We start from the raw sequence: 22,125 nt of genomic DNA on the forward strand, positions 1-22,125 counted from the left end.
GATGGGCCGGTGGCCACGTGAGAGGCCACGGCCGTGGCGTTCTCAGATCCGATCGAGCAGGGTCATCTGCGCCGAATGGGCCGGTTCTCCCGGTGCAGGCGTACGCTTGTGATACACGCCTTCGGCGTCCAGCTCCCAGGCGCTGACATTGTCGTCCAGGTAGTTCTGCAATACTTCCCGATACACACGCCGGGCCAGGTCCGGCTCAAGGATCGGGAAGCAGGTCTCCACCCGGCGCAACAGGTTGCGCTCCAGCCAGTCGGCGCTGGCGCAATACAGCTCGGCGGCACCGTCGTTGCCGAACCAGTACACGCGGCTGTGCTCCAGAAAGCGGCCCACGATCGAGCGCACGCGGATATTGTCGGACACCCCCGGTACGCCCGGGCGCAGCGTGCAGGCACCGCGGATGATCAAATCGATCTGTACGCCGGCCTGCGATGCGGCATACAGGGCACGCACCACCTGCGGTTCGTTGAGGGCATTCATCTTGGCGATGATGCGGCCGGGGCGACCGTTGCGGGCCAGCCGGGTTTCGCGTTCGATGCGTTTGAGTACACCCGCATGCAGGGTGAAGGGCGATTGCAGCAGTTGATCGAGCTTCATGCGTGGGGCCAGCCCGGACAACTGCTGGAACAGCATGTGCACGTCGTTGCCGATCTCCGCATCGGCGGTGATCAGGCTGATGTCGGTATACAGACGCGCGGTGCCGCTGTGGTAGTTGCCGGTGCCCAGGTGCACGTAGCGTTTGAGCTTGCGTCCCTCGCGGCGCACGATCAGCAGCATCTTGGCGTGGGTCTTGTAGCCGACCACGCCGTACACCACCTGCACGCCGGCTTCCTGCAACTTGTCGGCCAGGCCGAGGTTGGCTTCCTCGTCGAAGCGTGCACGCAGCTCCACCACGACGGTGACGTCCTTGCCGTTGCGCGCGGCCAGCACCAGCGCATCGACGATCAATGAGTCCTTGCCGGTGCGGTACAGCGTCTGCTTGATCGCCAGCACGTTCGGGTCGACTGCGGCCTGGCGGATCACGTCCAGCACCGCGGTGAACGCATCGAAGGGGTGGTGCAGCAGCACGTCGCCCTTGCCGACGATCTCGAAGATGCCCTCGCTGTCGCGCAAGGTGCGCGGGTTGAACGAGGGGTACTTCAGTTCGGGGCGCTGCACCATGTCGTAGACCTGGGTGACACGGCTCAGATTGACCGGGCCCACGATGCGATACACCGCGTTCTCGTTCAGGCCGAAGTTCTGCAGCAGGGTGCGCATGATCGGCGCCGGGCAGTCATGCGCGATCTCCAGGCGCACCGCCGGCCGGTAGCCGCGCGTGACCAGCTCGTCGCGCAAGGCGAGGGCGAGGTTCTCCACCTCTTCCTCGTCCACCACCAGCTCCGAGTTGCGGGTGACGCGGAACTGATACGAGCCCTTGACCTGCATGCCGGGGAACAGCTCGTCCACGAACTCGGACAGCACCGAGGACAGGAACACGAAGCTCTGCGCGCCGTCCGGCGACAGGCTGGCCGGCAGCTGGATGATGCGCGGCAGCGAGCGCGGTGCGCGCACGATGGCCAGGTGGCCGGCGCGTCCGAACGCATCCTGACCCTCCAGCACCACCACGATGTTCAAGGTCTTGTTGAGGATCTTCGGGAACGGGTGCGCCGGATCCAGCCCCAGCGGCGAGAGCACCGGCATGATCTCGTTGCGGAAGTAGGCGCGCAGCCAGCGTTTCTGCCGCGCGGTCCAGGCGGTGCGGCTGAGTACGGCCACCCCGGCCTCTTCCATCGCCGGGCGCAGCACCTCGTTCCAGGCGTGGTACTGCTGTTCCACCAGCTTGGCCGCGCGGTCGTGCACGGCATTGAGGATGGCGGTGGGGCTCAGGCCGTCGGGCGCGGGCGGCAGGCCGAATTCCTGCGCATGCCGCACGGTGGCTGCGCGGATCTCGAAGAACTCGTCCAGGTTGGTGCAGGAAATGCACAGGAAGCGCAGCCGCTCCAGCAGCGGTACCTGCTCGTCCAGCGCCTGCGCCAGCACCCGGAAATTGAAATCCAGCTGCGACAGCTCCCGGTTGATGTACAGCGACGGGTCGCGCAATGGATCGGTGACGATGTCGTCGCCGGGTGGAGCGTCGTGCAGTTCTTTGGCGTGGCCCATGGGTCGGTCGTCAGGACGAAATGGTGAGCGTGATCGCGGCGGGCATGCGGCGGCGCAGGCACCGCCGCACGGGAGGTGCCGGTGCATCGCGCCGCGTCGGCGGCCTGCGCTCCCTACATATCACGCCGAGCGTGACAGCGGCAGGGATGGCTCGCGCTGCACGATGCGTGCAGCCACGAAATGGCACGAAAATTCGCTGCCGCGTCCCACCTCGCTTTCGATCTCCAGCCGCGCCTGATGCAGACCGAGGATGTGCTTGACGATCGACAATCCCAGCCCGGTGCCGCCGCTTTCGCGCGAGCGGCTGCTGGAGACCCGGTAGAAGCGTTCGGTGATGCGCGGCAGATGCGAGGCGGGAATGCCGTAGCCGGTGTCGCGCACCGCCAGGGCCGCACCGTCGCCTTCGCGCAGGAAGCGGATCGTGACCGTGCCGCCGCCGGGCGTATAGCGCACCGCGTTGGTCACCAGGTTGGAGAAGGCGCTGTGCAATTCCTTGTTGGAGCCGAGCAAGTCCACGCCGGCCTCGTCCATCACCTCGATCGTGTGCCGGCCCTGGCTGTGCGCCTCGGCCTCCCGGCGCAGGGTGGACAGCATCGGCGTCATCGCCACGTGCTCCTCGCCGAGCTCCTCCTGCGACTCCAGGCGCGACAGGGTCAGCAGGTCTTCCACCAGTTGCGCCATGCGCTGCGACTGTTTGCGCATCTCTGCCAGCATCGGCCCCGAATCGGGGAAATCCTCGGGATCGAGCATGTCCAGGTAGCCATGCACCACCGTCAACGGCGTGCGCAGCTCGTGCGAGACATTGGCCACGAAGTCGCGGCGCACCTGCTCCAGGCGCAGCAGCTTGCTGACATCGCGCGCCACCAGCAGCCAATACTCATCCGAATACGGGATCAGCCGCAGGTTCAGGCGCAGGTCCGGGTCCACCGGCGAGGCCGCATCCAGCATCGGCTCGGCATTGCGCCCGGCTGCCAGCCAGTGGGCCAACGGCAACGGCTGCAGGCGCTCCACCACGGAGACGCCCATGTCGCCAGGATGATGCAGGCCGAGCAGGCCGCCGGCCGCCTTGTTGAACCACTGCACGCGCTGATTGTTGCGGTCCACCACCACCACCGCATCCGGCAACGCCTGCGCAGCGGCCCGGTAGGTACGCAGCATCTCGATCAGGCGGCGCTTGCGCCCGCGCATTTCGGCCTGGCTGCGATACAACAAACGGTCCAGTTCGTTCCAGGCACCGACACCCGCGGCAGGCTCGGCGCGCTGGCGTGCGGTGAGCCGGCGCAGCACCTGGCGAAGCCGCCAGTAATGCCAGCCCAGCACGCCCAGCGCGGTGAGCGTCAGCGCCATCCATACATGCTCGATCAGCACGCCCACCACGACGGCAGCGCCGAGCAACAGCGCAAGGGTGCCGAGCGTCTTGAGCCAGGCGGAACGGATATGTTGGGGCATGGCAGGCGTGATCATGCAGCGTCAGGTGGACAGGCTGCCCGGCCATGCAGCGGCCGGGCGGCTGGACGGCAACGCTCAGGTCGCCGAAGAAAAACGATAGCCCGAGCCACGCACGGTCTGCACCATGTTTTCCAGGCCGAACGGTTCCAGCGTCTTGCGCAGGCGACGGATATGCACGTCGATGGTGCGCTCTTCCACATACACGCTGCCGCCCCAGACATGATCCAGCAGCTGGGTGCGCGTATACACGCGCTCGGGGTGGGTCATGAAGAAATGCAGCAGGCGGTATTCGGTCGGGCCGATCGGCACCGGCGCATCGCCGGCGAACACCCGGTGCGCGGCGCCGTCGATGCGCAGGCGGCCGACCGCCACGCTGCCGTCCTCGTCGTCCTCGCGGGTGCGCCGCATCACCGCGCGGATGCGTGCCAGCAGTTCGCGCGCCGAGAACGGCTTGACCACGTAATCGTCGACTCCGGCTTCCAGCCCGCCGACGCGGTCGTTTTCCTCGCCGCGTGCGGTGAGCATGATGATCGGAATCTCGCGCGTCAGTTGTTCCTTGCGCCAGCGCCGCGCCAGGTCCAGGCCGCTGGTGCCGGGCAGCATCCAGTCCAGCAGGATCAGGTCGGGCACGCGGTCGGCGATGGCGGTCTGCGCTTCGCGGGCGTCGCCGGCGTGGATGGGCTCGAACTCGCCCTTGCGCAGCGCGAACGCCACCATGTCGCGGATCGCGGGTTCGTCATCGACGATCAGAATGCGTTTCTGCACGCGGGGCTTACCGTCTGGCTTGGGTGGTCGCCAGTAGACTACGGTTTTGTGACTTTCATGTGACATGGCCAGCGAGACCCCTCGACGGCGCGCGGCTCCAGCAGGCGGACTGAACTGGAGGTGGCGCCAGGATCCAGCGCTTCGCCCGGCACGCCGTCGTCCGATTCCCGACTCCCGCCAACCGTCACTGCCTCGACAGATCCGGATCGCGGATGCCCTGGCGGCGCAGTTCCAGCACGGTCGGTGTGATCGAGGCGATGCGCGCATCCACGCGCGCCCGTGTCACATAGTCCAGCTCCTTCTTCTTGAGTGCTTCGAGCTGGATCAGGGCCTGTTCCGGGCGGCCATTCAGATAGGCCGACTCGGCGTAGGCCTCGCTGGCGCGCAGATGGTCCCCGGCCAGCTCGCAGGCGCGTGCGTAGGTCTGCTGCAGCAAAGGATCATCGCCACTGCGGTGCAGCAACGGTTCGAGCACCTGGCGCGCGCGCTGGCCAGCGTCCTTGTTCGCCTGCGCGTTGAGCGCCCCCGCATAGGTCAGTGCCACCGCGCGGTTGTTCGGCAAACGCTTGAGCAGGGCGTCGAAACGCGCATTGGCGACATCGCGCTGGCCGACACGGGCCTGCGCTTCGCTAAGGCCCAGCGCCAGCCACAGATTGTCCGGATGGGTGTCCAGCAGATCGGTGAGTTCGGCCACCGGCTCGCTCGGGCGCCCGCCGCTGTTGCGCAGGCGGGCCAGTGCCAGTCCATAGCGCTGCGCATCGGTCAGGCCCTGCTTGGCGCTGCGGCGCAGGTTCTCGTATTCGCGGATCGCCGCATCCGGCGTGCTTGCGCTGAGCACGCGCAGGCGCTCCTTGGCCCAGTTGAACCCCTGCTGATCGCCGCCACGGCCGAGCGCGTCCACCGGCAATCGCAGCGCGTACGGCAGCAATGCATTGCCGTTGCGACTCAGTGGCTCCGACAGCGAGGGATCGGCCGGATCCACCCGCTCCTGCCGCGTCCCACCCGGCACCGAGGTGGTCAGCACCACGGTGTTCTTCTTCATCTGCTCGGCGCGCGCCTTGGCCTCGCTGATGCGGGTGGTGGTGACCGGGTGGGTCTGCAGGAAGTCCGGCGCGCTGTAGCCGCCCTCGTTGGCGCGCATCGCCACCGACATGCGTTCGAAGAATCCCGCCATTGCATCCACGTCGTAGCCGCTGCGCTCCAGCGTGCGGATGCCCAGCCGATCGGCCTCGGATTCGTTGGAGCGCGTAAAGTCGATCTGGCGCTGCTGCATCAGCCCCATCGCGCTGGTGATCGTGGCCATCGTGGCATCGCCGCGGGAGTTGCCGCCCGCCTGCTGCGCAGCCACCACCGCTGCCAGCATGCCCAGCAGGATCGGGATCTGGTCGCGTTGTGCGCGTTCGACCCCGCGCAGCACGTGTTGCTGGGTCACGTGGGCGATTTCGTGCGACAGCACCGCGGCGACTTCGTCTTCGCGTTCGGCGGTGAGGACCAGGCCCGCATTGACCGCGATGTAGCCGCCCAGCGTGGCGAACGCATTGATCTGGCGGTCGCGCAGCATGAAGAAGGTGAACGGCTGTTGCGGTTGATCGCTGTTGGCACCCAGGCGGGTGCCCATGCTCTGCAGCCAGTCGCCGATCAGCGGGTCGTCCAGCACATAGTCGTAGTTGCGCAACTCGGCCAGCATCATCCTGCCGTACTCGGCCTGACGCGCCGGCGTCAGCAGTTCGCCGGCCGACGAGCCGATGTCGGGCAGGCGGTTTTCCTGCGCAGGTGCCACACCCATGGCGATGGCCAGGGTGAGGGCGGTGGCGAGTGGAAGCAGGCGCAAGTGAAACTCCCAGGTGATGCGCCGAGCATGCGGTCGGCACGGCGTAATGGCGTGAATCGGCGGTGAAGGGCGCCGCCCGGCGGCGAAGGCGTCCCCGACGGCAACGCCGGCTTCCGGCCGGCACCCACCGTGCTCGTCGATCGTCCCGTTCCACAGTGTTGCGGTGACGACCTGGAAATTCCAGTCGCCCGTTACCATGTGTCAGACCTCAGACCAACCACGGAGTTTCCCGTGAGCCAAGAACACGCCGGGCAGGACGCGGCCGCCGGCCCGCAGATCACCTTGTATTCCACCGCCATCTGCCCGTACTGCGTGGCAGCCAAGAACTTCCTCAAGAGCAAGGGCCAGACCTGGACCGAGGTGCGGATCGACCTGGACCCGGCCGAGCGCGAAAAGATGGTCGCGCTGGCCCGGCGCACCAGCGTGCCGCAGATCTTCGTCGGCGACGTGCATGTAGGTGGCTACGACGACATGATGGCCATGCATCGCGCCGGCAAGCTCGAGCCGCTGCTGGCGGGCAGTACGGGCGGGCAGGCATGAGCGGTTCCGACGACGGCAGCGCCGACCGCCTGCGCGAGTTCACCGAGTTCCGCCAACGCATGAATCAGCGCATCCTGGCCGAGCCCAATCAGGTGGTTCGCCGCTTCTTCGCGCTGGATACCCAGACCTACCAGGCCGGGGCGCTGGACGTGAAGACCAAGGAGCTGCTCGGCCTGGTGGCCTCGATGGTGTTGCGCTGCGACGATTGCATCAGCTACCACGTGGCCCAGTGCAAGGACGCGGGCGTGACCCGTGCCGAATTCTTCGAGACCTTCTCGGTCGGCCTGGTGGTCGGAGGCTCCATCGTGATCCCGCATCTGCGCCGCGCCGTGGATTTCCTCGACCAGCTCGAAGGTGGCGCGCCGGCACCGGCACAACACGCGCACGACTGAGTGCGTCGCTGAGGTGCGGGATTCGGGATTTGGGATTCGTAAAAGCGGGCACGCCGCGTGCTGCCCGCCGAGTCGAGGCGGCGTGTTGCGCCCAGGCGCTTGTGGCCCTTGCAGCGGCTACCAAAACATGGCGAGCAGTGGTTGGGCGGGGGTGGACGGCGGGAGGGAACCATAGGGCTGTGGGGCGAGGGCATGCCGATGTCGAGCACCGGCTGCGGCGCTCTGGCCACCGCGCCGTCGTTCGATGGTTGCCGTTAGACCAAGGTCGGTTTGGGCGCCTTCACCGGCATCGGGCATAATTGCCGGTGAAACCTCCTTGCGCCGCTGAGCCGGGCTTCCGGCTGGCGCTCCCCCTTTCAAGTTCGGAAACCCAACGTTATGACGCAGACAATCACGGTCATCCGCGGCGACGGCATCGGCCCGGAGATCATGGATGCCACGCTGTTCGTGCTCGACGCGCTGCAGGCTGGCCTGACCTACGAATACGCCGACGCTGGCCTGGTCGCCCTGGAAAAGCATGGCGATCTGCTGCCCGAGGCCACCCTGGCTTCGATCACGAAGAACAAGGTGGCGCTGAAGAGCCCGCTGACCACGCCGGTCGGCGAGGGTTTCAGTTCGATCAACGTGGCCATGCGTCGCAAGTTCGACCTGTACGCCAATGTGCGTCCGGCCAAGTCGTTCCCGAACACCAAGTCGCGCTTTGCCGACGGCGTGGACCTGATCACCGTCCGCGAGAACACTGAAGGCGCCTATCTGAGCGAAGGCCAGACCGTGTCCGAGGATGGCGAGACCGCATTCTCCGGCACCCGGATCACCCGCAAGGGCTCCGAGCGCATCGTGCGCTATGCCTTCGACCTGGCGCGCGCCACCGGCCGCAAGAAGGTCACCGCGGTGCACAAGGCCAACATCATCAAGTCGACCTCCGGGCTGTTCCTGAAGGTCGCCCGCGATGTCGCCGCGCAGTACCCGGACATCGAGTTCCAGGAAATGATCGTCGACAACACCTGCATGCAGCTGGTGATGCGTCCGGAGCAGTTCGACATCATCGTGACCACCAACCTGTTCGGCGACATCATTTCCGACCTGTGCGCCGGTCTGGTCGGCGGCCTGGGCCTGGCGCCGGGCGCCAACATCGGTGTGGATGCGGCGATCTTCGAAGCCGTGCACGGCTCGGCGCCGGACATCGCAGGGCAGGGCAAGGCCAACCCGTGCGCGCTGCTGCTGGGCGCGGCGCAAATGCTGGACCATATCGGCCAGCCGCAGAACGCCGAACGCCTGCGCGAGGCCATCGTGGCCACCCTGGAAGCCAAGGACTCGCTGACCCCTGACCTGGGCGGCACCGGCAACACCATGGGCTTTGCCAAGGCCATCGCCAGCCGCCTCTGAGCCCGCTGGTTGATCGCACAAAAAGAAAGGGCGCCCAGGCGCCCTTTCTTTTGCTCGAAATCCGGGTGATCCAGGGAGCCGCTCTTGCGATTCCCCAATCCCGATTCCCGAATCCCTGCTTCTCAGTTACGCGACTGCAGCTTCGACAGCAGACGCAGAAACTCGATGTACAGCCATACCAGCGTCACCATCAGGCCGAACGCGCCGTACCACTCCATGTGCTTGGGCGCGCCGTGCTCGACACCGCTCTCGATAAAATCGAAATCCAGCACCAGATTCAACGCCGCCACCACCACCACGAACAGGCTGAAGCCGATGCCGATCAGGCCCGAGTCGTGGATGAAGGGGATGCGTACGCCGAACATGCCCAGCGCGATGGTCGCCAGATAGACCAGTGCGATACCGCCGGTGGCCGCCACCACGCCCAACTTGAAGTTTTCGGTGGCCTTGATCATGCCGCTGCGATACGCGAACAGCAGTGCGAACAGGGTGCCGAAGGTCAGCAACACGGCCTGGAACACGATGCCGTTGAAGCGCGCCTCGTAGACCGCCGAGATGGAGCCCAGGAACAGGCCTTCCACCAACGCGTACAGCGGCGCGCTGACCGGCGCCCAGGTCGGCTTGAAGCTGGTCGCCAGCCCCACCACCAGACCGCCGATCGCGCCGACGATCATGTACAGCCGAGCCGCCGGCAACGGATTGCCATCGGCACCGATCGACTGCGACCAGGCGAAGGCCGCGGTGACGACGGCCATCAGCAGCAACAGCCCGGTCTTGTTGACGGTGCCATTGAGCGTCATCGCCTGGCCGTCCCGGGTGACGACCGAGCCGGAGCCGAGGTCGAGGAAGGTGGATTCCCGAAGGGCGGGATTGCCGCTACGCATATGTGTTCTCCATGAAAGTGGATGCGCTCCGAGCCGGAGTGCGGAGGAAGAGGTTGCAGCGCTCAGGATACCGGATGAGCGAATTTACGCAGGGTGATTGACAGCGGCGCTGTTCGTTCCCAAAATAGCCGACCTTTCCAGCCCTTCGGGATTGGAAGGTCCCGCCGGGGTATAGCGCAGTCTGGTAGCGCGCCTGCTTTGGGAGCAGGATGTCGGGGGTTCGAATCCCTCTACCCCGACCATTCCGAAGCTCCTGACGGCGTGGGAATGCGAAGTTCGGTCCGGGCGCCCGTAGCTCAACCGGATAGAGCACCGGCCTTCTAAGCCGGCGGTTACAGGTTCGAGTCCTGTCGGGCGCGCCATCGGCGGTACGGTAGGAAGCAGGTTTTCAGTGGTGGCTGTAGCTCAGCTGGTTAGAGTACTGGATTGTGATTCCAGATGTCGGGGGTTCGAGTCCCCTCAGCCACCCCACTGATGACAGGCAGATGCAGGAAAGTTTGACCCGACGCATCGCGGGTGTTGCAACGAGGCAAAAACGCACATACAATGTGCGACCAGTTTCAGGGCCGTTAGCTCAGTTGGTAGAGCAGTTGACTCTTAATCAATAGGTCCAAGGTTCGAATCCTTGACGGCCCACCAGACAGGCAGCCACTCAGCGCAAGTTGAGTGGCTGTTTTTCTTCGTGTCCAATGCGGATGTCTGGGAATCCGCTGATTGCTTGCCAGGGACGTTCGTCCGAGGCGTGCCGCGCTGCTCTGCTGGCAGGCTGCACGCAGACCGCGCGCCCGGTGACTCGACTGCGATGGTGGGTGGTCACGTAGGCTGCTTGGCGCTTTCTCCCTGGCGCGACGCCCGGCTTTTTCTTTGCGCCCATCCCTGCAACAATGTCCGGGTGGACGCAGCATTGCGAAAGTGGCGGAATTGGTAGACGCACCAGATTTAGGTTCTGACGCCGCAAGGCGTGGGGGTTCGAGTCCCCCCTTTCGCACCAATGCAGCGCGGCCGTGTGTGGTCCGGCTGCTGTCGTCACCATCAGTCCGCGTCGATCCGGCCCGCTGGGCGCCCTAGCGCACGCCCCCGCTGGCAGCGGCCGCCGTTATCGGCGAAACTACAAGGCTCGGCGGTCTTCTCGCCATCCGTCAACCCGCATTTCCATCTCGTGCCGACGCCGTGCGCTGTCGGTGGCAGGAGTCAACATGCAAGCATCGATCGAATCCACCGGCAATCTGGAACGCCGCCTGACCTTCACCCTGCCGCAGGAGCGCCTGGAGACGCACGTCGGTGGCCGCCTGCGCGAACTGGCGCGGACCACCCGCATCAAGGGGTTCCGCCCCGGCAAGGTGCCGCCCAAGGTCATCGAGCAGCGCTTCGGTCAGCAGGTGCGCGCCGAGGCGATGGAAGGCCTGCTGCGTGAAACCTTCGATTCGGCGGTGCGCGAGCACTCGCTGCGCCTGGCGGGCAACCCGCGGATCGACCAGGGCGAGAGCGACTTCGATTTCGTCGCCACCTTCGAGGTCGTGCCGGAGTTCGGCGATATCGACGTGAGCAAGCTGTCGGTGGTGCGCCATACCGCCGAGGTGACCGACGCCGACATCGACCAGATGATCGAGAACCTGCGCCTGCAGCGCCGGACCTGGAAGCCGGTCGAGCGCGGCGCGCAGGTCGGCGACCTGGTGGCGCTGGAGACCTGGTCGCAGGCCGGCGATGAGCGTCTGCCGGCCGAAGGCGTGGAGACCGGCAGCAGCGTGCTGGGCTCGGGCGTGATGTTCGACCAGATCGAAAAGGGCCTGGAAGGCCTGTCCAAGGGCGAAGAAAAGACCTTGAGCGTCGATTTCCCGGCCGAGTGGCGGGTGCCGCAGCTGGCCGGCAAGACCGTGCAGGTGCACGTCAAGGCGGCCGAGGTCTCCGAGCCGGTGCTGCCGGCGGTGGACAAGGAATTCATCAAGAGCTTCGGCGTGAAGAGTGGCGATGCCGAGCAGTTCCGCGCCGACATCCGCACCAACCTGGAGCGCGAGCTCAAGGGCGCGTTGATGAACCGCCTGCGTCGCGAGGTGGGTGAGCAGCTGATCGCTGCCTACGCGCATGTCGAGATGCCGCCGCGCCTGGTCGAGAACGAGGCCCGTTCCATGCTGGCCCAGCAGGTCGAGCAGGTGCGCCGCAGTGGCCGCGATCCGGGGCAGGTGCCGGACGATGCGTATCAGGGTTTCATGGACGCCGCCGCCAAGCGCGTGCTGGTCGGCCTGCTGGTGGGCGAAGTGGCGCGCCGCAACGAGCTGCGCCTGGAATCCAAGCGCGTCAGCGAAACGCTGCGTCTGATCGCCTCGACCTACGAAGAGCCGGAACAGGTCATTGAGATGTACCGCAACGATCCCCAACTGATGGGTGGGCTGCAGAGTCGGGTGATGGAAGAGCAGGTGATCGACTGGATCGCCGAGCGCGCCCAGCACACCGAGCAGCCGCTGTCGTTCCAGGACGCCATCCGGGTCTGAGGCGGTAGCAACAGAACCGCGCCCCTGCCGTCGTCGGGGCGCGGATGTCGAACACGGGTGTCGGCACGGGCCGATGCCACAACAGGAAGACCGATGAGCATTGTGACCAAAGCCCTGAACCTGGTGCCCATGGTGGTCGAGCAGACCAGCCGTGGCGAGCGTGCGTACGACATCTACTCGCGCCTGCTGAAGGAGCGTCTGATCTTCCTGGTCGGTCCGATCGACGATCATATGGCCAACGTGATCGTTGCCCAGTTGCTGTTCCTCGAAGCCGACAACCCGGAAAAGGACATCAGCATCTACATCAATTCGCCCGGTGGCGTGGTCACTGCCGGCATGGCGATCTACGACACCATGCAGTACATCAAGCCGGACGTCAGCACCATCTGCGTGGGCCAGGCCGCCTCGATGGGCGCGCTGCTGCTGGCCTCCGGCGCTGCCGGCAAGCGCTACGCGCTGCCGAATTCGCGCGTGATGATCCATCAGCCGCTGGGTGGCTTCCAGGGGCAGGCGACCGATATCGACATCCATGCGCGCGAGATCCTGACCCTGCGTTCGCGTCTGAACGAGATCCTGGCCAAGCACACCGGCCAGTCACTGGAGACCATCGCGCGCGACACCGAGCGCGACAACTTCAAGAGTGCCGTCGATGCCCAGGCCTATGGCCTGGTGGATCAGGTGCTGGAGCGCCGGCCGGAAGAGTCGATCCAGCCGTCTTGATCGTCAGGTCATTGAAATTGCAGGAAAAACCGGCAGGGTCGGGTAGGGCGAATGTCCTTCCGGCCCTGTGCTATTCTCGAAATCGAACCCCCGTGCATCGGGTGGGGTAACTGGGTAACAGAAGCATGAGCGAAGACCGCCAAGGTCGTTCCGGCGACAGCAACAAGATTCTCTACTGCTCGTTCTGCGGTAAGAGTCAGCATGAGGTCCGCAAGCTGATTGCCGGCCCCAGCGTGTTCATTTGCGATGAGTGCGTGGAGCTGTGCAACGACATCATCCGCGAGGAACTGGAGGAGAAGGCGCAATCGGCCCGCTCCAGCCTGCCCAAGCCGCGCGAGATCCTCGAGGTGCTGGATCAGTACGTGATCGGCCAATTGCGCGCCAAGCGCACGCTGGCGGTGGCCGTGTACAACCACTACAAGCGCATCGAGAGCCGCAGCAAGAACGACGATGTCGAGCTGGCGAAGTCGAACATCCTGCTGGTCGGTCCGACCGGTTCGGGCAAGACGCTGCTGGCCGAAACGTTGGCCCGCCTGCTCAACGTGCCGTTCACGATCGCCGATGCGACCACGCTGACCGAAGCCGGCTATGTCGGCGAGGATGTCGAGAACATCATCCAGAAGCTGCTGCAGAAGTGCGACTACGACGTCGAAAAGGCGCAGCAGGGCATCGTCTACATCGACGAAATCGACAAGATCTCGCGCAAGAGCGAGAACCCGTCGATCACGCGCGATGTATCTGGCGAAGGCGTGCAGCAGGCACTGCTGAAGCTGATCGAGGGCACGGTGGCATCGGTGCCGCCGCAGGGTGGCCGTAAGCATCCGCAGCAGGAATTCCTGCAGGTCGATACCAAGAACATCCTGTTCATCTGTGGCGGCGCATTCGCCGGCCTGGACAAGGTGATCCAGCAGCGTTCCAACGACGCTGGCGGGATCGGCTTCGGTGCCAAGGTCAAGAGTAGCGAGCGCAAGCAGGAAGTGGGCAAGATCCTGGCCGAGGTCGAGCCGGAAGATCTGATCAAGTTCGGCCTGATCCCCGAGTTCGTCGGCCGCCTGCCGGTGGTCGCCACACTGGAGGAGCTGGACGAGCCGGCACTGATCAAGATCCTGACCGAGCCCAAGAACGCCATCACCAAGCAGTTCCGGAAGCTGTTCGACATGGAGGGCGTGGAACTGGAGTTCCGCCCCGACGCGCTGTCGGCGATCGCCAGGAAGGCGCTCAAGCGCAAGACCGGTGCACGCGGCCTGCGCACCATCGTCGAATCGGTGCTGCTGGACACCATGTACGAGCTGCCGTCGCAGGAAAATGTGAGCAAGGTGGTGGTGGACGAATCGGTGATCGAGCACAAGTCCGAGCCGTACCTGATCTACCAGGCGCAACCGGCACCGGCCAAGGCCGCGTCTGGGGACTGAGCCTCCAGCAGCCGGCCGGCCAGGTCTTGCCTCGCTGACGGCTAAAGGGGTTTCAAGCGCTACTTGCAACGTCCAGCCGATGGCCCCATAACCGGGCCATCGGCTTTTTTTACGCCTATAGACACCTCGATTCCTGCGGAGCGCCCCATGGCCAAGTCCCAACCAGAAGTTCTCGATCTGCCGGTGTTGCCGTTGCGCGACGTCGTGGTTTTTCCGCACATGGTGATCCCCTTGTTCGTTGGCCGCGACAAATCGATGCGCGCGCTGGAAAAGGCCATGGAGGCGGACAAGCGCATCCTGCTGGTCGCGCAGAAGTCGGCCGAGACCGATGACCCCGCGGCCGGCGACCTGTATGCCGTCGGCACGCTGGCGCAGGTGCTGCAGTTGCTGAAACTCCCGGATGGCACGATCAAGGTGCTGGTCGAAGGCCTGTCGCGCGTCACTGTCGACAAGGTGGTCGAGCTGGACGGCGCGCTGCAGGGTCAGGGCATCGAGGTGGAAGCCAGCGATGCGCGCGAGCCGCGCGAGCTGGAAGCGATCGCGCGTTCGTTGATGTCGCTGTTCGAGCAGTACGTCAAGACCAATCGCAAGCTGCCGCCCGAGCTGCTGCAGACCCTGGCCGGCATCGACGAGCCCGGCCGCCTGGCCGATACCATTGCCGCGCATATCGGCGTGCGTCTTGCCGACAAGCAACGCCTGCTCGAGATCACCGAAATCGGCGAGCGCCTGGAGCTGCTGGTTGGCCTGGTGGATGGCGAGATCGATGTGCAGCAGCTGGAAAAGCGCATCCGCGGCCGGGTGAAGTCGCAGATGGAGAAAAGCCAGCGCGAGTACTACCTCAACGAGCAGATGAAGGCGATCCAGAAGGAGCTGGGCGACCTGGACGATGCACCGGGCGAACTGGAGGAACTGGCGCGCAAGATCGCCGAGGCCGGCATGCCCAAGCCGGTGGAGACCAAGGCCAAGGCCGAACTCAACAAGCTCAAGCAGATGTCGCCGATGTCCGCCGAGGCGGCGGTGGTGCGCAATTACCTGGACTGGTTGTTGGGCGTGCCGTGGAAGAAGCGCACCAAGGTCCGCAAGGACCTGAAGGTCGCAGAAGACACGCTGGATGCCGATCACTACGGTCTGGACAAGGTCAAGGAGCGCATCCTCGAGTACCTGGCGGTGCAGTCGCGGGTGAAGCAGATGAAGGGGCCGATCCTGTGCCTGGTCGGGCCGCCGGGCGTGGGCAAGACCTCGCTCGGCCAGTCGATCGCCAAGGCGACCAACCGCAAGTTCGTGCGCATGAGCCTGGGCGGCATTCGTGACGAGGCCGAGATCCGTGGCCACCGCCGTACCTACGTCGGTTCCATGCCCGGGCGGCTGGTGCAGAACCTCAACAAGGTGGGCAGCAAGAACCCGCTGTTCCTGCTGGACGAGATCGACAAGATGTCGATGGACTTCCGCGGCGATCCGTCGTCGGCGTTGCTGGAGGTGCTCGATCCCGAGCAGAACAACTCCTTCAACGACCATTATCTGGAAGTGGACCTGGACCTGTCGGAGGTGATGTTCGTCGCCACCTCCAACTCGCTCAATATTCCAGGTCCGCTGCTGGACCGCATGGAAGTGATCCGTATCCCCGGCTACACCGAGGACGAGAAGCTCAACATCGCCATGCGCTACCTGGTGCCCAAGCAGATCAAGGCCAATGGCCTGAAGCCTGAAGAGATCGAGATCGGCACCGATGCGATCCAGGACGTCGTGCGCTATTACACGCGCGAATCGGGTGTGCGCAACCTCGAACGCGAAATCGCCAAGATCTGCCGCAAGGTGGTCAAGGAAATCGCGCTTGCAGGGCCGCAGCCGGCAGCGAAGAAGGCAGTCGCCAAGAAGGGCAAGCCGAAGGCATTGGTGGCGGTCGGCTCAAAGAATCTCGACAAGTACCTGGGTGTGCGCCGCTTCGACTTCGGCCGCGCCGAGGAGGAAAACGAGATCGGCCTGGTGACCGGCCTGGCCTGGACCGAGGTCGGCGGCGAGCTGCTGCAGATCGAGTCCACGCTGGTGCCGGGCAAGGGCAACCTGATCCTGACCGGTCAGCTCGGCAACGTGATGAAGGAATCGGCGTCGGCGGCGCTGTCGGTGGTGCGTTCGCGCGCCGAGCGACTGGGCATCGATGTGGATTTCCTGCAGAAACACGATGTCCACGTGCACGTGCCCGATGGCGCGACACCGAAGGACGGCCCGAGTGCGGGCATTGCGATGGTGACGTCGCTGGTGTCGATCCTGACCAAGGTGCCCATCCGCGCCGATGTGGCGATGACTGGCGAGATCACCCTGCGTGGTCGCGTTTCGGCCATCGGTGGGTTGAAGGAGAAGTTGCTGGCTGCCCTGCGCGGCGGCATCCGTACCGTGCTGATCCCGGACGAGAACCGCAAGGATCTGGCGGATATTCCGGCCAACGTCACGCGCGATCTTGAGATCGTGCCGGTGAAGTGGATCGACGAGGTGTTGGATCTCGCCCTGGAGCGTCCACTGGCGCCGAAGAAGGCGAGCAAGGAAAAGGCACGCAAGAACGCCTCGCGGGTCGCCGTTCGCGGCAAGTCGCGTACCACGCCGGGGGCGCGCGTCAAGCACTAACGTGCGCTGTCTGGAAGGTCTCGAAACAAGCCAAAACCCGCGTCGTTATTGGGTTTTGGCTTGCGTGCTGTTGGGGGCGCTGGTATAAATGCACGACTCGTGGGCGCGGCAAAATGTGATGCGTCACGCGATACCACTTGTGTCGGGTTCTTCGCTAACGGCAAGAGCGCCGATTGTCGATTCCGCGGCATCTGCCGCAAAGGGAGTTTCAAGAATGAATAAAACCGAATTGATCGATGGCGTTGCCGCTGCCGCTGACATCTCCAAGGCTGAAGCTGGCCGCGCTGTCGATGCGGTTGTGAGCGAAATCACCAAGGCGCTGAAGAAGGGCGACGCCGTCACCCTCGTTGGCTTCGGCACCTTCCAGGTCCGCGAGCGCGCCGAGCGTACGGGCCGCAATCCGAAGACGGGCGACAGCATCAAGATCGCCGCTTCGAAGAATCCTGCATTCAAGGCTGGTAAAGCCCTGAAGGATGCAGTAAACTAATCGACTCGCTAGGGTGCTTAGCTCAGCGGTAGAGCGTCTCCCTTACACGGAGAGGGTCGGGGGTTCGAAACCCTCAGCACCCACCACTAAGCACCAGGCAACAGTTTCAAGCGCGGAGCGGTAGTTCAGCTGGTTAGAATGCTGGCCTGTCACGCCGGAGGTCGCGGGTTCGAGTCCCGTCCGCTCCGCCAGTTACGCCGAAGCCCCTGAGCGATTGGGGGCTTCGTTTTCTCCACGACATTCGTGCTGCGGATGCGGTGGAGTCGAGGTCCAAGTTTAAAGCGGAGCGGTAGTTCAGCTGGTTAGAATGCTGGCCTGTCACGCCGGAGGTCGCGGGTTCGAGTCCCGTCCGCTCCGCCAGTTACACCGAAGCCCCCGGCCTTGCGCCGGGGGCTTTTTTTTGGGGGCATTTCGGCCATGGGACGCGGGTGTACGGTGGCGTGGAGTGGTGGCGAGGCCGGTGGTGATTGCGCTGCTGCGGTCGATTCACCGATGCATACGGTGCTTCGGAGGGCTCTGGGATGTCTGTGCCCGCCGGGTATCGGATCTGTTTGTGCATGTTCCTGGCCAGTGGCGACCGGAGCCGGGCTGGGTGCGTGGCGTCAAGCGCGTTACACTGCGCGGCTCGCCCACAGGCCGTGATTTGCCAATGCTGCAGAAACTTCGCGACAAGACGTCAGGCTGGATCGCTACCGCCATCCTGGGGTTGCTGATGATTCCGTTCCTGTTCGTCATCGACAACAGCTACCTCGGCGGCATTGGCGCCAATAACGTGGCCAAGGTGCAGGCACCGCCAAGCTGGTGGAAGTCGGCACCTTCGTGGTGGCCGGTGTCGCTGCTGTGGCAGCACCACGAGATCAGTACCCAGGACTTCCGTACGCGTTTCGAGCAGGCGCGCCTGCAGGAACGTCAGCGTCAGGGCGAGGATTTCGATCCACGCCGGTTCGAGTCCCGCGAAAACAAGCTGCAGGTGCTCGATCAATTGGTGGACGAGCAAGTCGTGCGGCTGGGTGCAGAAGATGCCGGGATCGTCATCGGCGATGCGGCAGTGCGCGACTACATCGGCAGCATTCCGGCGTTCCAGGTCGATGGCAAGTTCAGCCCGGATCAGTACCGCGCCGCGCTCGCGCAGGGGAATCCGCCGCGCACGCCGGCGCAGTTCGATGCGCTGGTGCGCGACAGCCTGCAGCAGTCGGTGATTCCCCAGGCCGTGGCCGAATCGGGCTTTGCGACCAAGGGCGAGTTCGAGCGCCTGCTCAAGCTGATGGGCGAAACGCGCGATGTGGAATTGGCGATGCTGCCGATGCCGGCTGCCGACACGGCTCCGGTCAGCGACGCGCAGGTCAAGCAGTGGTACGACACGCATACGCAGGATTTCCGTCAGCCGGAGACGGTGACCATCGAGTACGTGGAGCTCAATGCCGCCACGATGCCGCCGGCCACTGCCGCCGACGAGGCGACGTTGCGCAAGCGTTACGACGAAGAGAAGGCGCGCTTTGTCGAGCCGGATCAGCGCTTGGCCTCGCATATTCTGATTACGGCTGGCAACGACGCTGCCGGGCAGAAAGCGGCAGAGGCGAAGGCTGCCAAGCTTGCCGCCGAGGCCAAGCAACCAGGAGCCGACTTCGCCGCATTGGCCAAGGCCAATTCGCAGGACCCCGGTTCCAAGGACGCCGGCGGCGACCTGGGCTGGGTCGAGAAGGGCACGATGGTCAAGCCGTTCGAAGACGCGCTGTTCTCGATGAAGGCCGGCGATGTGGTCGGGCCGATCAAGAGCGAGTTCGGCTATCACGTGATCCAGCTGCGTGAGGTCAAGGGCGGGCAGGGCAAGTCCTTCGAGCAGGTGCGCGACCAGCTCGCTGCCGAGCAGCTCAAGGCCGATGCCGACAAGGCGTTTGCCGATGTCAGCGGCAAGCTGGTGGATGAGATCTACAAGAACCCGACGGCACTGGAGCCGGCCGCCAAGCAGGTGGGTCTGCCGGTGCAGACGCTGGGTCCGTTCTCGCGCGCCAACGCCAGCGGGATCGCGGCCAATCCGGCGGTGCTGCGTTCGGCCTTCTCCGAGACGCTGGTACAGGACGGCACGGTCAGCGATCCGATCACCATTGCGCCCAACCACAGTGTGGTACTGCGCGTGACCAACCATGTCGCCGAACAGGCGCTGCCGCTGGACAAGGTGCGCGACAAGGTCGTCGCTGCCATCCATGCCGATCGCACCGAGAAGGCGGCGGCTGCAGCGGCCGACGCGTTGCTGGCACGCGTGCAGAAGGGCGAAACGTTGCAGGCGTTGGCCGAGAGCGAGAAGCTGCAGCTGCAGCCGATTCCGGGCCTGCCGCGCACCGCGCCGATTCCGACCCCGGCTGCCAACCGCGCCATTTTCAGTGCGCCACGTCCGGCCGAGGGCAAGCCGTCGGTCGGCAAGGTGGAGCTGGACGGTGGCCGCTTTGCGGTCTTCGTGATCAGCAAGGCCACGCCGGGCGATCTGAAGCAGATGCCGGCCGAGCAGCAGACGATGCTGCGTGAGCAGTTGAGCCAGATCGACGGCAACAACGCCGCGCAGGCCTATGTCAAAGCGATGCGCAAGCAGTACAAGATCCAGATCGAAGAAGCGCAGCTGTAAGGTTCGTCGTTTCACTGATGCGAGAAGAGCCCGGGCAACCGGGCTCTTTTTTTTCGCCCAGGGCGCGGCGGTGGAAGACGCGGCCTGCAAGCGCACATGTTGCGCCAGAGGTTTGCCTCGCTTGCCGGCATCGCCTGTGCCCGCCCGCCGGTGCGCCGCAGGGAATGGTGCAGCCATTCCGACGTTGGTCCACGAGGCGGAGTCAACGCATCTGGCCGCCCGCGAACTGGCAGGCCCGGGCGCCGCTAACGCTTCCTGGCGAGGCGTCGTACTTCGGGCTCTCACGCAGGCCGCAATGGCACCGAACGGCTCGATGTTTGGACGAGGGGGACTAGGGTTCCGCTGCCGATCGACGCGTGGCGTATCGGGCATGCAGGGCGCGGAGGTGCCGGATTCCCAGGCTGGTCAGTGACGCCCGTGCCGACTATGCCGCCCGGCTTCCAGTGCCGGGCGGCGGTTGGCTCAAGGCTTGTCGTTGAACGACAGCACCATGCCCGGCTTCAGCACTGCACGCTTGTCCAGGCCATTGCTGGCGAGCAAGGTGGCGACCGTGATGCCATAGCGGCGTGCGATGGCCCAGGCGGACTCGCCGTTGCGCACCGTATGCGTGCGTGCACGGGACTCGCGCGTCCTGGTGCTCGTCGTATCGGCCGTCGCCGTCACCACGTCACTGCCTGGTTCTTTCCCTGGAGCGGTGGAGGCGAGAACGGGGGCGGCGGTGTCGGCCTGCGCGGACGCGGCGACCGGCGCCAGCACCTGCACTGCCTTGGGGGCTGCGCGTGCGCCTGCCAGTGCTGGATTCAGGCGGGCGAGCAGCTTCGGTTCGATGTCGCGTTGCCCGGCCCAGGCGTTGAGGCTGGTGCCGGCAGGGAGTGCGTGTTCGGTCAGCACCGGTACCTGGCGGTCCAGCGAGGTCAGCAGGCTGTCCTGCCGCTGGGCGTGATCAAGGACGCAGGCCAGCGCGTGCAGCTTTTCGACGTATTCGTAGGTGACTTTGGACATGCCGGGCAGCTCGGACGGGCGCGCGTTCTGTGCATTCATCCCGGCGCTGCGCATGGCCTGCAGCACGCGATACTCGCCTGCGTTGTAGGCCATGAGGGCCAGGCGCCAGTCGCCGCCGAACATGCCGTACAAGGTCTTGAGGTAGCGCACGGCGGCAGTGGTGGAATCCACCGCCGACAGACGGCCGTCGTACTGCGCTCCGACCGGAACGTGGTGGTTGCGCGCAGTGCTGGCGATGAACTGCCACAGGCCTGCCGGTCCGCTGCCATTGCGGGCGCCGGGGCGGTAGCCGCTCTCGACGAACGGGATCAACGCGAATTCGGTCGGCATGTCGGCGGCGCGCAGCTCATCGACCACATAGCCGAACAGTGGAAGCACGTCCTGGGCATCGTCGGCAAGCCGGGCAGGGGCGCGGGAGAAGTGCTGCTCCCAACGGACGTCGCTCTGCTTGCTGTCGCAGCCCGGGTCGGCGCGACCATCGAGGAAGGCGGCGAAGATCTCCCGCCCGTTGCGCAGCCCGGAAGGGGTGACGGCGTTATCGCCAGGCGTGGACGCTGCTGCAACCGCCGGTGCGATGACCGCGCAGGCGGCCAGCGCTGCCAGAATCAAGCGCCTCATGCGCGAAAGTCGTCTTTCCAGCGCCTAAGTTCGGCGAAAACATCGACATCAGAGGTCAGTGTGACGGCGGCGTACGATGCTGCTGCGGCGCGCACCTGCGCAGTGCCGGTGCGCAGGAAAGGGTTGGTGGCCAGTTCACTCTCGAGCGAGATCGGCAGGGTAGGACGGGCTGCGTGACGCATGGCCTGGGCTTCCTGTTGACGGCGCTGCAAGGCAGCGTTGGTGGGATCGACATGCAGCGCAAAAGCCGCATTGGCCAGCGTGTATTCGTGGCCGCAGCACACCAGCATCTGGCCTGGCAGGCGGGCCAGTCGCTGCAACGAGTCGAACATCTGCGGTGCGGTACCTTCGAACATGCGCCCACAGCCTAGGCTGAACAGGGTATCACCACTGAACAGGTGCTGGTCGCTCACGAAGGCGATGTGGGTGCGCGTGTGCCCCGGGACCTCCAGGACCTGGAAGTCGGTGCCAAGCAGGCGTACGCGCTCGCCCTGGCCCACTGCGCGAACGTCACCGGCGATGCGCGGGTCGGCCGGACCAACTATCTCCAGTTGCGGCCAGCGTTCCGTCAGCGCCACCACGCCGCCAACATGGTCGGCGTGGTGATGGGTCAGCAGTACCGCACTGGGCGTCCACCCATCGCGCGCCGCAGCCGCGATCACCGGCTCGGCCTGCCCGGGATCGACCACGATGGCCCGGCCATCGGCAGCGATCAGCGCCCAGATGTAGTTGTCGTCGAATGCGGGCAGGGCGGTCAGTCGCATAG

General features: G+C 65.3%; 16 protein-coding genes and 8 tRNA genes. 17 read left to right on the plus strand and 7 right to left on the minus strand.

Annotated features, from left to right (window positions below; all coding sequences use genetic code 11):
• Window positions 1–42: 42 nt before the first annotated feature.
• From ppk1 to LL962_RS07820, 4 genes are all read right to left on the minus strand, one after another.
• Window positions 43–2,145 (minus strand): polyphosphate kinase 1, encoded by a 2,103-nt coding sequence (gene ppk1 / locus LL962_RS07805; RefSeq protein WP_228316491.1) that lies wholly within the window; start codon window positions 2,143–2,145, stop codon window positions 43–45.
• Window positions 2,146–2,265: 120 nt separating this feature from the next.
• Window positions 2,266–3,594 carry a phosphate regulon sensor histidine kinase PhoR gene (phoR, locus tag LL962_RS07810; RefSeq protein WP_228316492.1) on the minus strand — a complete coding sequence of 443 codons (1,329 nt, stop codon included), beginning with the start codon at window positions 3,592–3,594 and terminating at the stop codon, window positions 2,266–2,268.
• Between the two features lie 75 nt (window positions 3,595–3,669).
• The gene (phoB, locus tag LL962_RS07815; protein WP_002806631.1) at window positions 3,670–4,359 is read right to left on the minus strand and encodes a phosphate regulon transcriptional regulator PhoB; all 690 of its coding nucleotides are present in this window, start codon (window positions 4,357–4,359) and stop codon (window positions 3,670–3,672) included.
• A 184-nt stretch (window positions 4,360–4,543) separates the two neighbouring features.
• The gene (locus tag LL962_RS07820; protein ID WP_228316493.1) at window positions 4,544–6,190 is read right to left on the minus strand and encodes a M48 family metalloprotease; all 1,647 of its coding nucleotides are present in this window, start codon (window positions 6,188–6,190) and stop codon (window positions 4,544–4,546) included.
• A gap of 231 nt (window positions 6,191–6,421) precedes the next feature.
• On the opposite strand from LL962_RS07820, the gene grxC reads away from it, so the two are divergent.
• The 3 genes from grxC (at window position 6,422) to LL962_RS07835 (ending at window position 8,508) form a co-directional block, all read left to right on the plus strand.
• On the plus strand, window positions 6,422–6,730 hold the full coding sequence (grxC, locus tag LL962_RS07825) for a glutaredoxin 3 (protein ID WP_228316494.1): 309 nt from the start codon (window positions 6,422–6,424) through the stop codon (window positions 6,728–6,730).
• Window positions 6,727–7,122, plus strand: coding sequence for a carboxymuconolactone decarboxylase family protein (locus LL962_RS07830; RefSeq protein ID WP_104584555.1), 396 nt, complete (start codon window positions 6,727–6,729; stop codon window positions 7,120–7,122). The genes grxC and LL962_RS07830 overlap by 4 nt, the downstream gene beginning before the upstream one ends.
• 378 nt (window positions 7,123–7,500) lie before the next feature.
• Window positions 7,501–8,508 (plus strand): isocitrate dehydrogenase, encoded by a 1,008-nt coding sequence (locus LL962_RS07835; RefSeq protein WP_104584554.1) that lies wholly within the window; start codon window positions 7,501–7,503, stop codon window positions 8,506–8,508.
• 122 nt (window positions 8,509–8,630) lie between these two features.
• On the opposite strand, the gene LL962_RS07840 is transcribed toward LL962_RS07835, so the two are convergent.
• Window positions 8,631–9,392: a Bax inhibitor-1/YccA family protein gene (locus LL962_RS07840; protein WP_228316495.1), complete on the minus strand. Its 762-nt coding sequence runs from the start codon at window positions 9,390–9,392 to the stop codon at window positions 8,631–8,633.
• Window positions 9,393–9,557: 165 nt separating this feature from the next.
• Here LL962_RS07840 and LL962_RS07845 point away from each other — a divergent pair.
• The 14 genes from LL962_RS07845 (at window position 9,558) to LL962_RS07910 (ending at window position 19,739) form a co-directional block, all read left to right on the plus strand.
• Window positions 9,558–9,634: transfer RNA gene (locus tag LL962_RS07845), tRNA-Pro, on the plus strand.
• 43 nt (window positions 9,635–9,677) lie between these two features.
• Window positions 9,678–9,754: transfer RNA gene (locus LL962_RS07850), tRNA-Arg, on the plus strand.
• Window positions 9,755–9,786: 32 nt separating this feature from the next.
• Window positions 9,787–9,863 (plus strand) — tRNA-His (locus LL962_RS07855).
• Between the two features lie 92 nt (window positions 9,864–9,955).
• A tRNA-Lys gene (locus LL962_RS07860) sits at window positions 9,956–10,031 on the plus strand.
• 267 nt (window positions 10,032–10,298) lie between these two features.
• Window positions 10,299–10,383 (plus strand) — tRNA-Leu (locus tag LL962_RS07865).
• Between the two features lie 205 nt (window positions 10,384–10,588).
• Entirely contained in the window at window positions 10,589–11,881 is a 1,293-nt protein-coding gene (tig, locus tag LL962_RS07870) for a trigger factor (protein ID WP_228316496.1), read from the plus strand.
• 93 nt (window positions 11,882–11,974) lie between these two features.
• Window positions 11,975–12,601, plus strand: coding sequence for an ATP-dependent Clp endopeptidase proteolytic subunit ClpP (clpP, locus tag LL962_RS07875; RefSeq protein ID WP_002806026.1), 627 nt, complete (start codon window positions 11,975–11,977; stop codon window positions 12,599–12,601).
• A 125-nt stretch (window positions 12,602–12,726) separates the two neighbouring features.
• Window positions 12,727–14,013, plus strand: a complete 1,287-nt coding sequence (gene clpX / locus LL962_RS07880; protein ID WP_104584550.1) for an ATP-dependent Clp protease ATP-binding subunit ClpX — start codon at window positions 12,727–12,729, stop codon at window positions 14,011–14,013.
• 147 nt (window positions 14,014–14,160) lie between these two features.
• A complete protein-coding gene (gene lon / locus LL962_RS07885; RefSeq protein WP_104584548.1) occupies window positions 14,161–16,632 on the plus strand; it encodes an endopeptidase La in 2,472 nt (823 codons plus the stop codon).
• A 214-nt stretch (window positions 16,633–16,846) separates the two neighbouring features.
• A complete protein-coding gene (locus LL962_RS07890; protein ID WP_002806049.1) occupies window positions 16,847–17,119 on the plus strand; it encodes an HU family DNA-binding protein in 273 nt (90 codons plus the stop codon).
• Between the two features lie 11 nt (window positions 17,120–17,130).
• Window positions 17,131–17,205: transfer RNA gene (locus LL962_RS07895), tRNA-Val, on the plus strand.
• Between the two features lie 28 nt (window positions 17,206–17,233).
• A tRNA-Asp gene (locus LL962_RS07900) sits at window positions 17,234–17,310 on the plus strand.
• Between the two features lie 92 nt (window positions 17,311–17,402).
• Window positions 17,403–17,479 (plus strand) — tRNA-Asp (locus tag LL962_RS07905).
• A 289-nt stretch (window positions 17,480–17,768) separates the two neighbouring features.
• The gene (locus LL962_RS07910) at window positions 17,769–19,739 is read left to right on the plus strand and encodes a peptidyl-prolyl cis-trans isomerase (protein WP_228316497.1); all 1,971 of its coding nucleotides are present in this window, start codon (window positions 17,769–17,771) and stop codon (window positions 19,737–19,739) included.
• A 462-nt stretch (window positions 19,740–20,201) separates the two neighbouring features.
• On the opposite strand, the gene LL962_RS07915 is transcribed toward LL962_RS07910, so the two are convergent.
• Both LL962_RS07915 and gloB read right to left on the minus strand, forming a co-directional pair.
• Entirely contained in the window at window positions 20,202–21,359 is a 1,158-nt protein-coding gene (locus tag LL962_RS07915; protein ID WP_228316498.1) for a lytic transglycosylase domain-containing protein, read from the minus strand.
• Window positions 21,356–22,123, minus strand: a complete 768-nt coding sequence (gloB, locus tag LL962_RS07920) for a hydroxyacylglutathione hydrolase (protein WP_228316499.1) — start codon at window positions 22,121–22,123, stop codon at window positions 21,356–21,358. The genes LL962_RS07915 and gloB overlap by 4 nt, the downstream gene beginning before the upstream one ends.
• Window positions 22,124–22,125: the final 2 nt, after the last annotated feature.

It is taken from the genome of Xanthomonas sp. NCPPB 1067 (assembly GCF_020783795.1).
Taxonomy (GTDB): domain Bacteria; phylum Pseudomonadota; class Gammaproteobacteria; order Xanthomonadales; family Xanthomonadaceae; genus Xanthomonas; species Xanthomonas melonis.

Excerpts from the sequence above, each read along its gene's own strand:
- LL962_RS07835 (WP_104584554.1), top strand. The coding sequence starts at position 7,501 with ATGACGCAGACAATCACGGTCATCCGCGGCGACGGCATCGGCCCGGAG.
- LL962_RS07890 (WP_002806049.1), top strand. The coding sequence starts at position 16,847 with ATGAATAAAACCGAATTGATCGATGGCGTTGCCGCTGCCGCTGACATC.
- LL962_RS07910 (WP_228316497.1), top strand. The coding sequence starts at position 17,769 with ATGCTGCAGAAACTTCGCGACAAGACGTCAGGCTGGATCGCTACCGCC.
- LL962_RS07840 (WP_228316495.1), bottom strand. The coding sequence starts at position 9,392 with ATGCGTAGCGGCAATCCCGCCCTTCGGGAATCCACCTTCCTCGACCTC.
- phoR (WP_228316492.1), bottom strand. The coding sequence starts at position 3,594 with ATGCCCCAACATATCCGTTCCGCCTGGCTCAAGACGCTCGGCACCCTT.
- LL962_RS07915 (WP_228316498.1), bottom strand. The coding sequence starts at position 21,359 with ATGAGGCGCTTGATTCTGGCAGCGCTGGCCGCCTGCGCGGTCATCGCA.
- gloB (WP_228316499.1), bottom strand. The coding sequence starts at position 22,123 with ATGCGACTGACCGCCCTGCCCGCATTCGACGACAACTACATCTGGGCG.
- ppk1 (WP_228316491.1), bottom strand. The coding sequence starts at position 2,145 with ATGGGCCACGCCAAAGAACTGCACGACGCTCCACCCGGCGACGACATC.
- clpP (WP_002806026.1), top strand. The coding sequence starts at position 11,975 with ATGAGCATTGTGACCAAAGCCCTGAACCTGGTGCCCATGGTGGTCGAG.
- clpX (WP_104584550.1), top strand. The coding sequence starts at position 12,727 with ATGAGCGAAGACCGCCAAGGTCGTTCCGGCGACAGCAACAAGATTCTC.
- tig (WP_228316496.1), top strand. The coding sequence starts at position 10,589 with ATGCAAGCATCGATCGAATCCACCGGCAATCTGGAACGCCGCCTGACC.
- LL962_RS07830 (WP_104584555.1), top strand. The coding sequence starts at position 6,727 with ATGAGCGGTTCCGACGACGGCAGCGCCGACCGCCTGCGCGAGTTCACC.
- lon (WP_104584548.1), top strand. The coding sequence starts at position 14,161 with ATGGCCAAGTCCCAACCAGAAGTTCTCGATCTGCCGGTGTTGCCGTTG.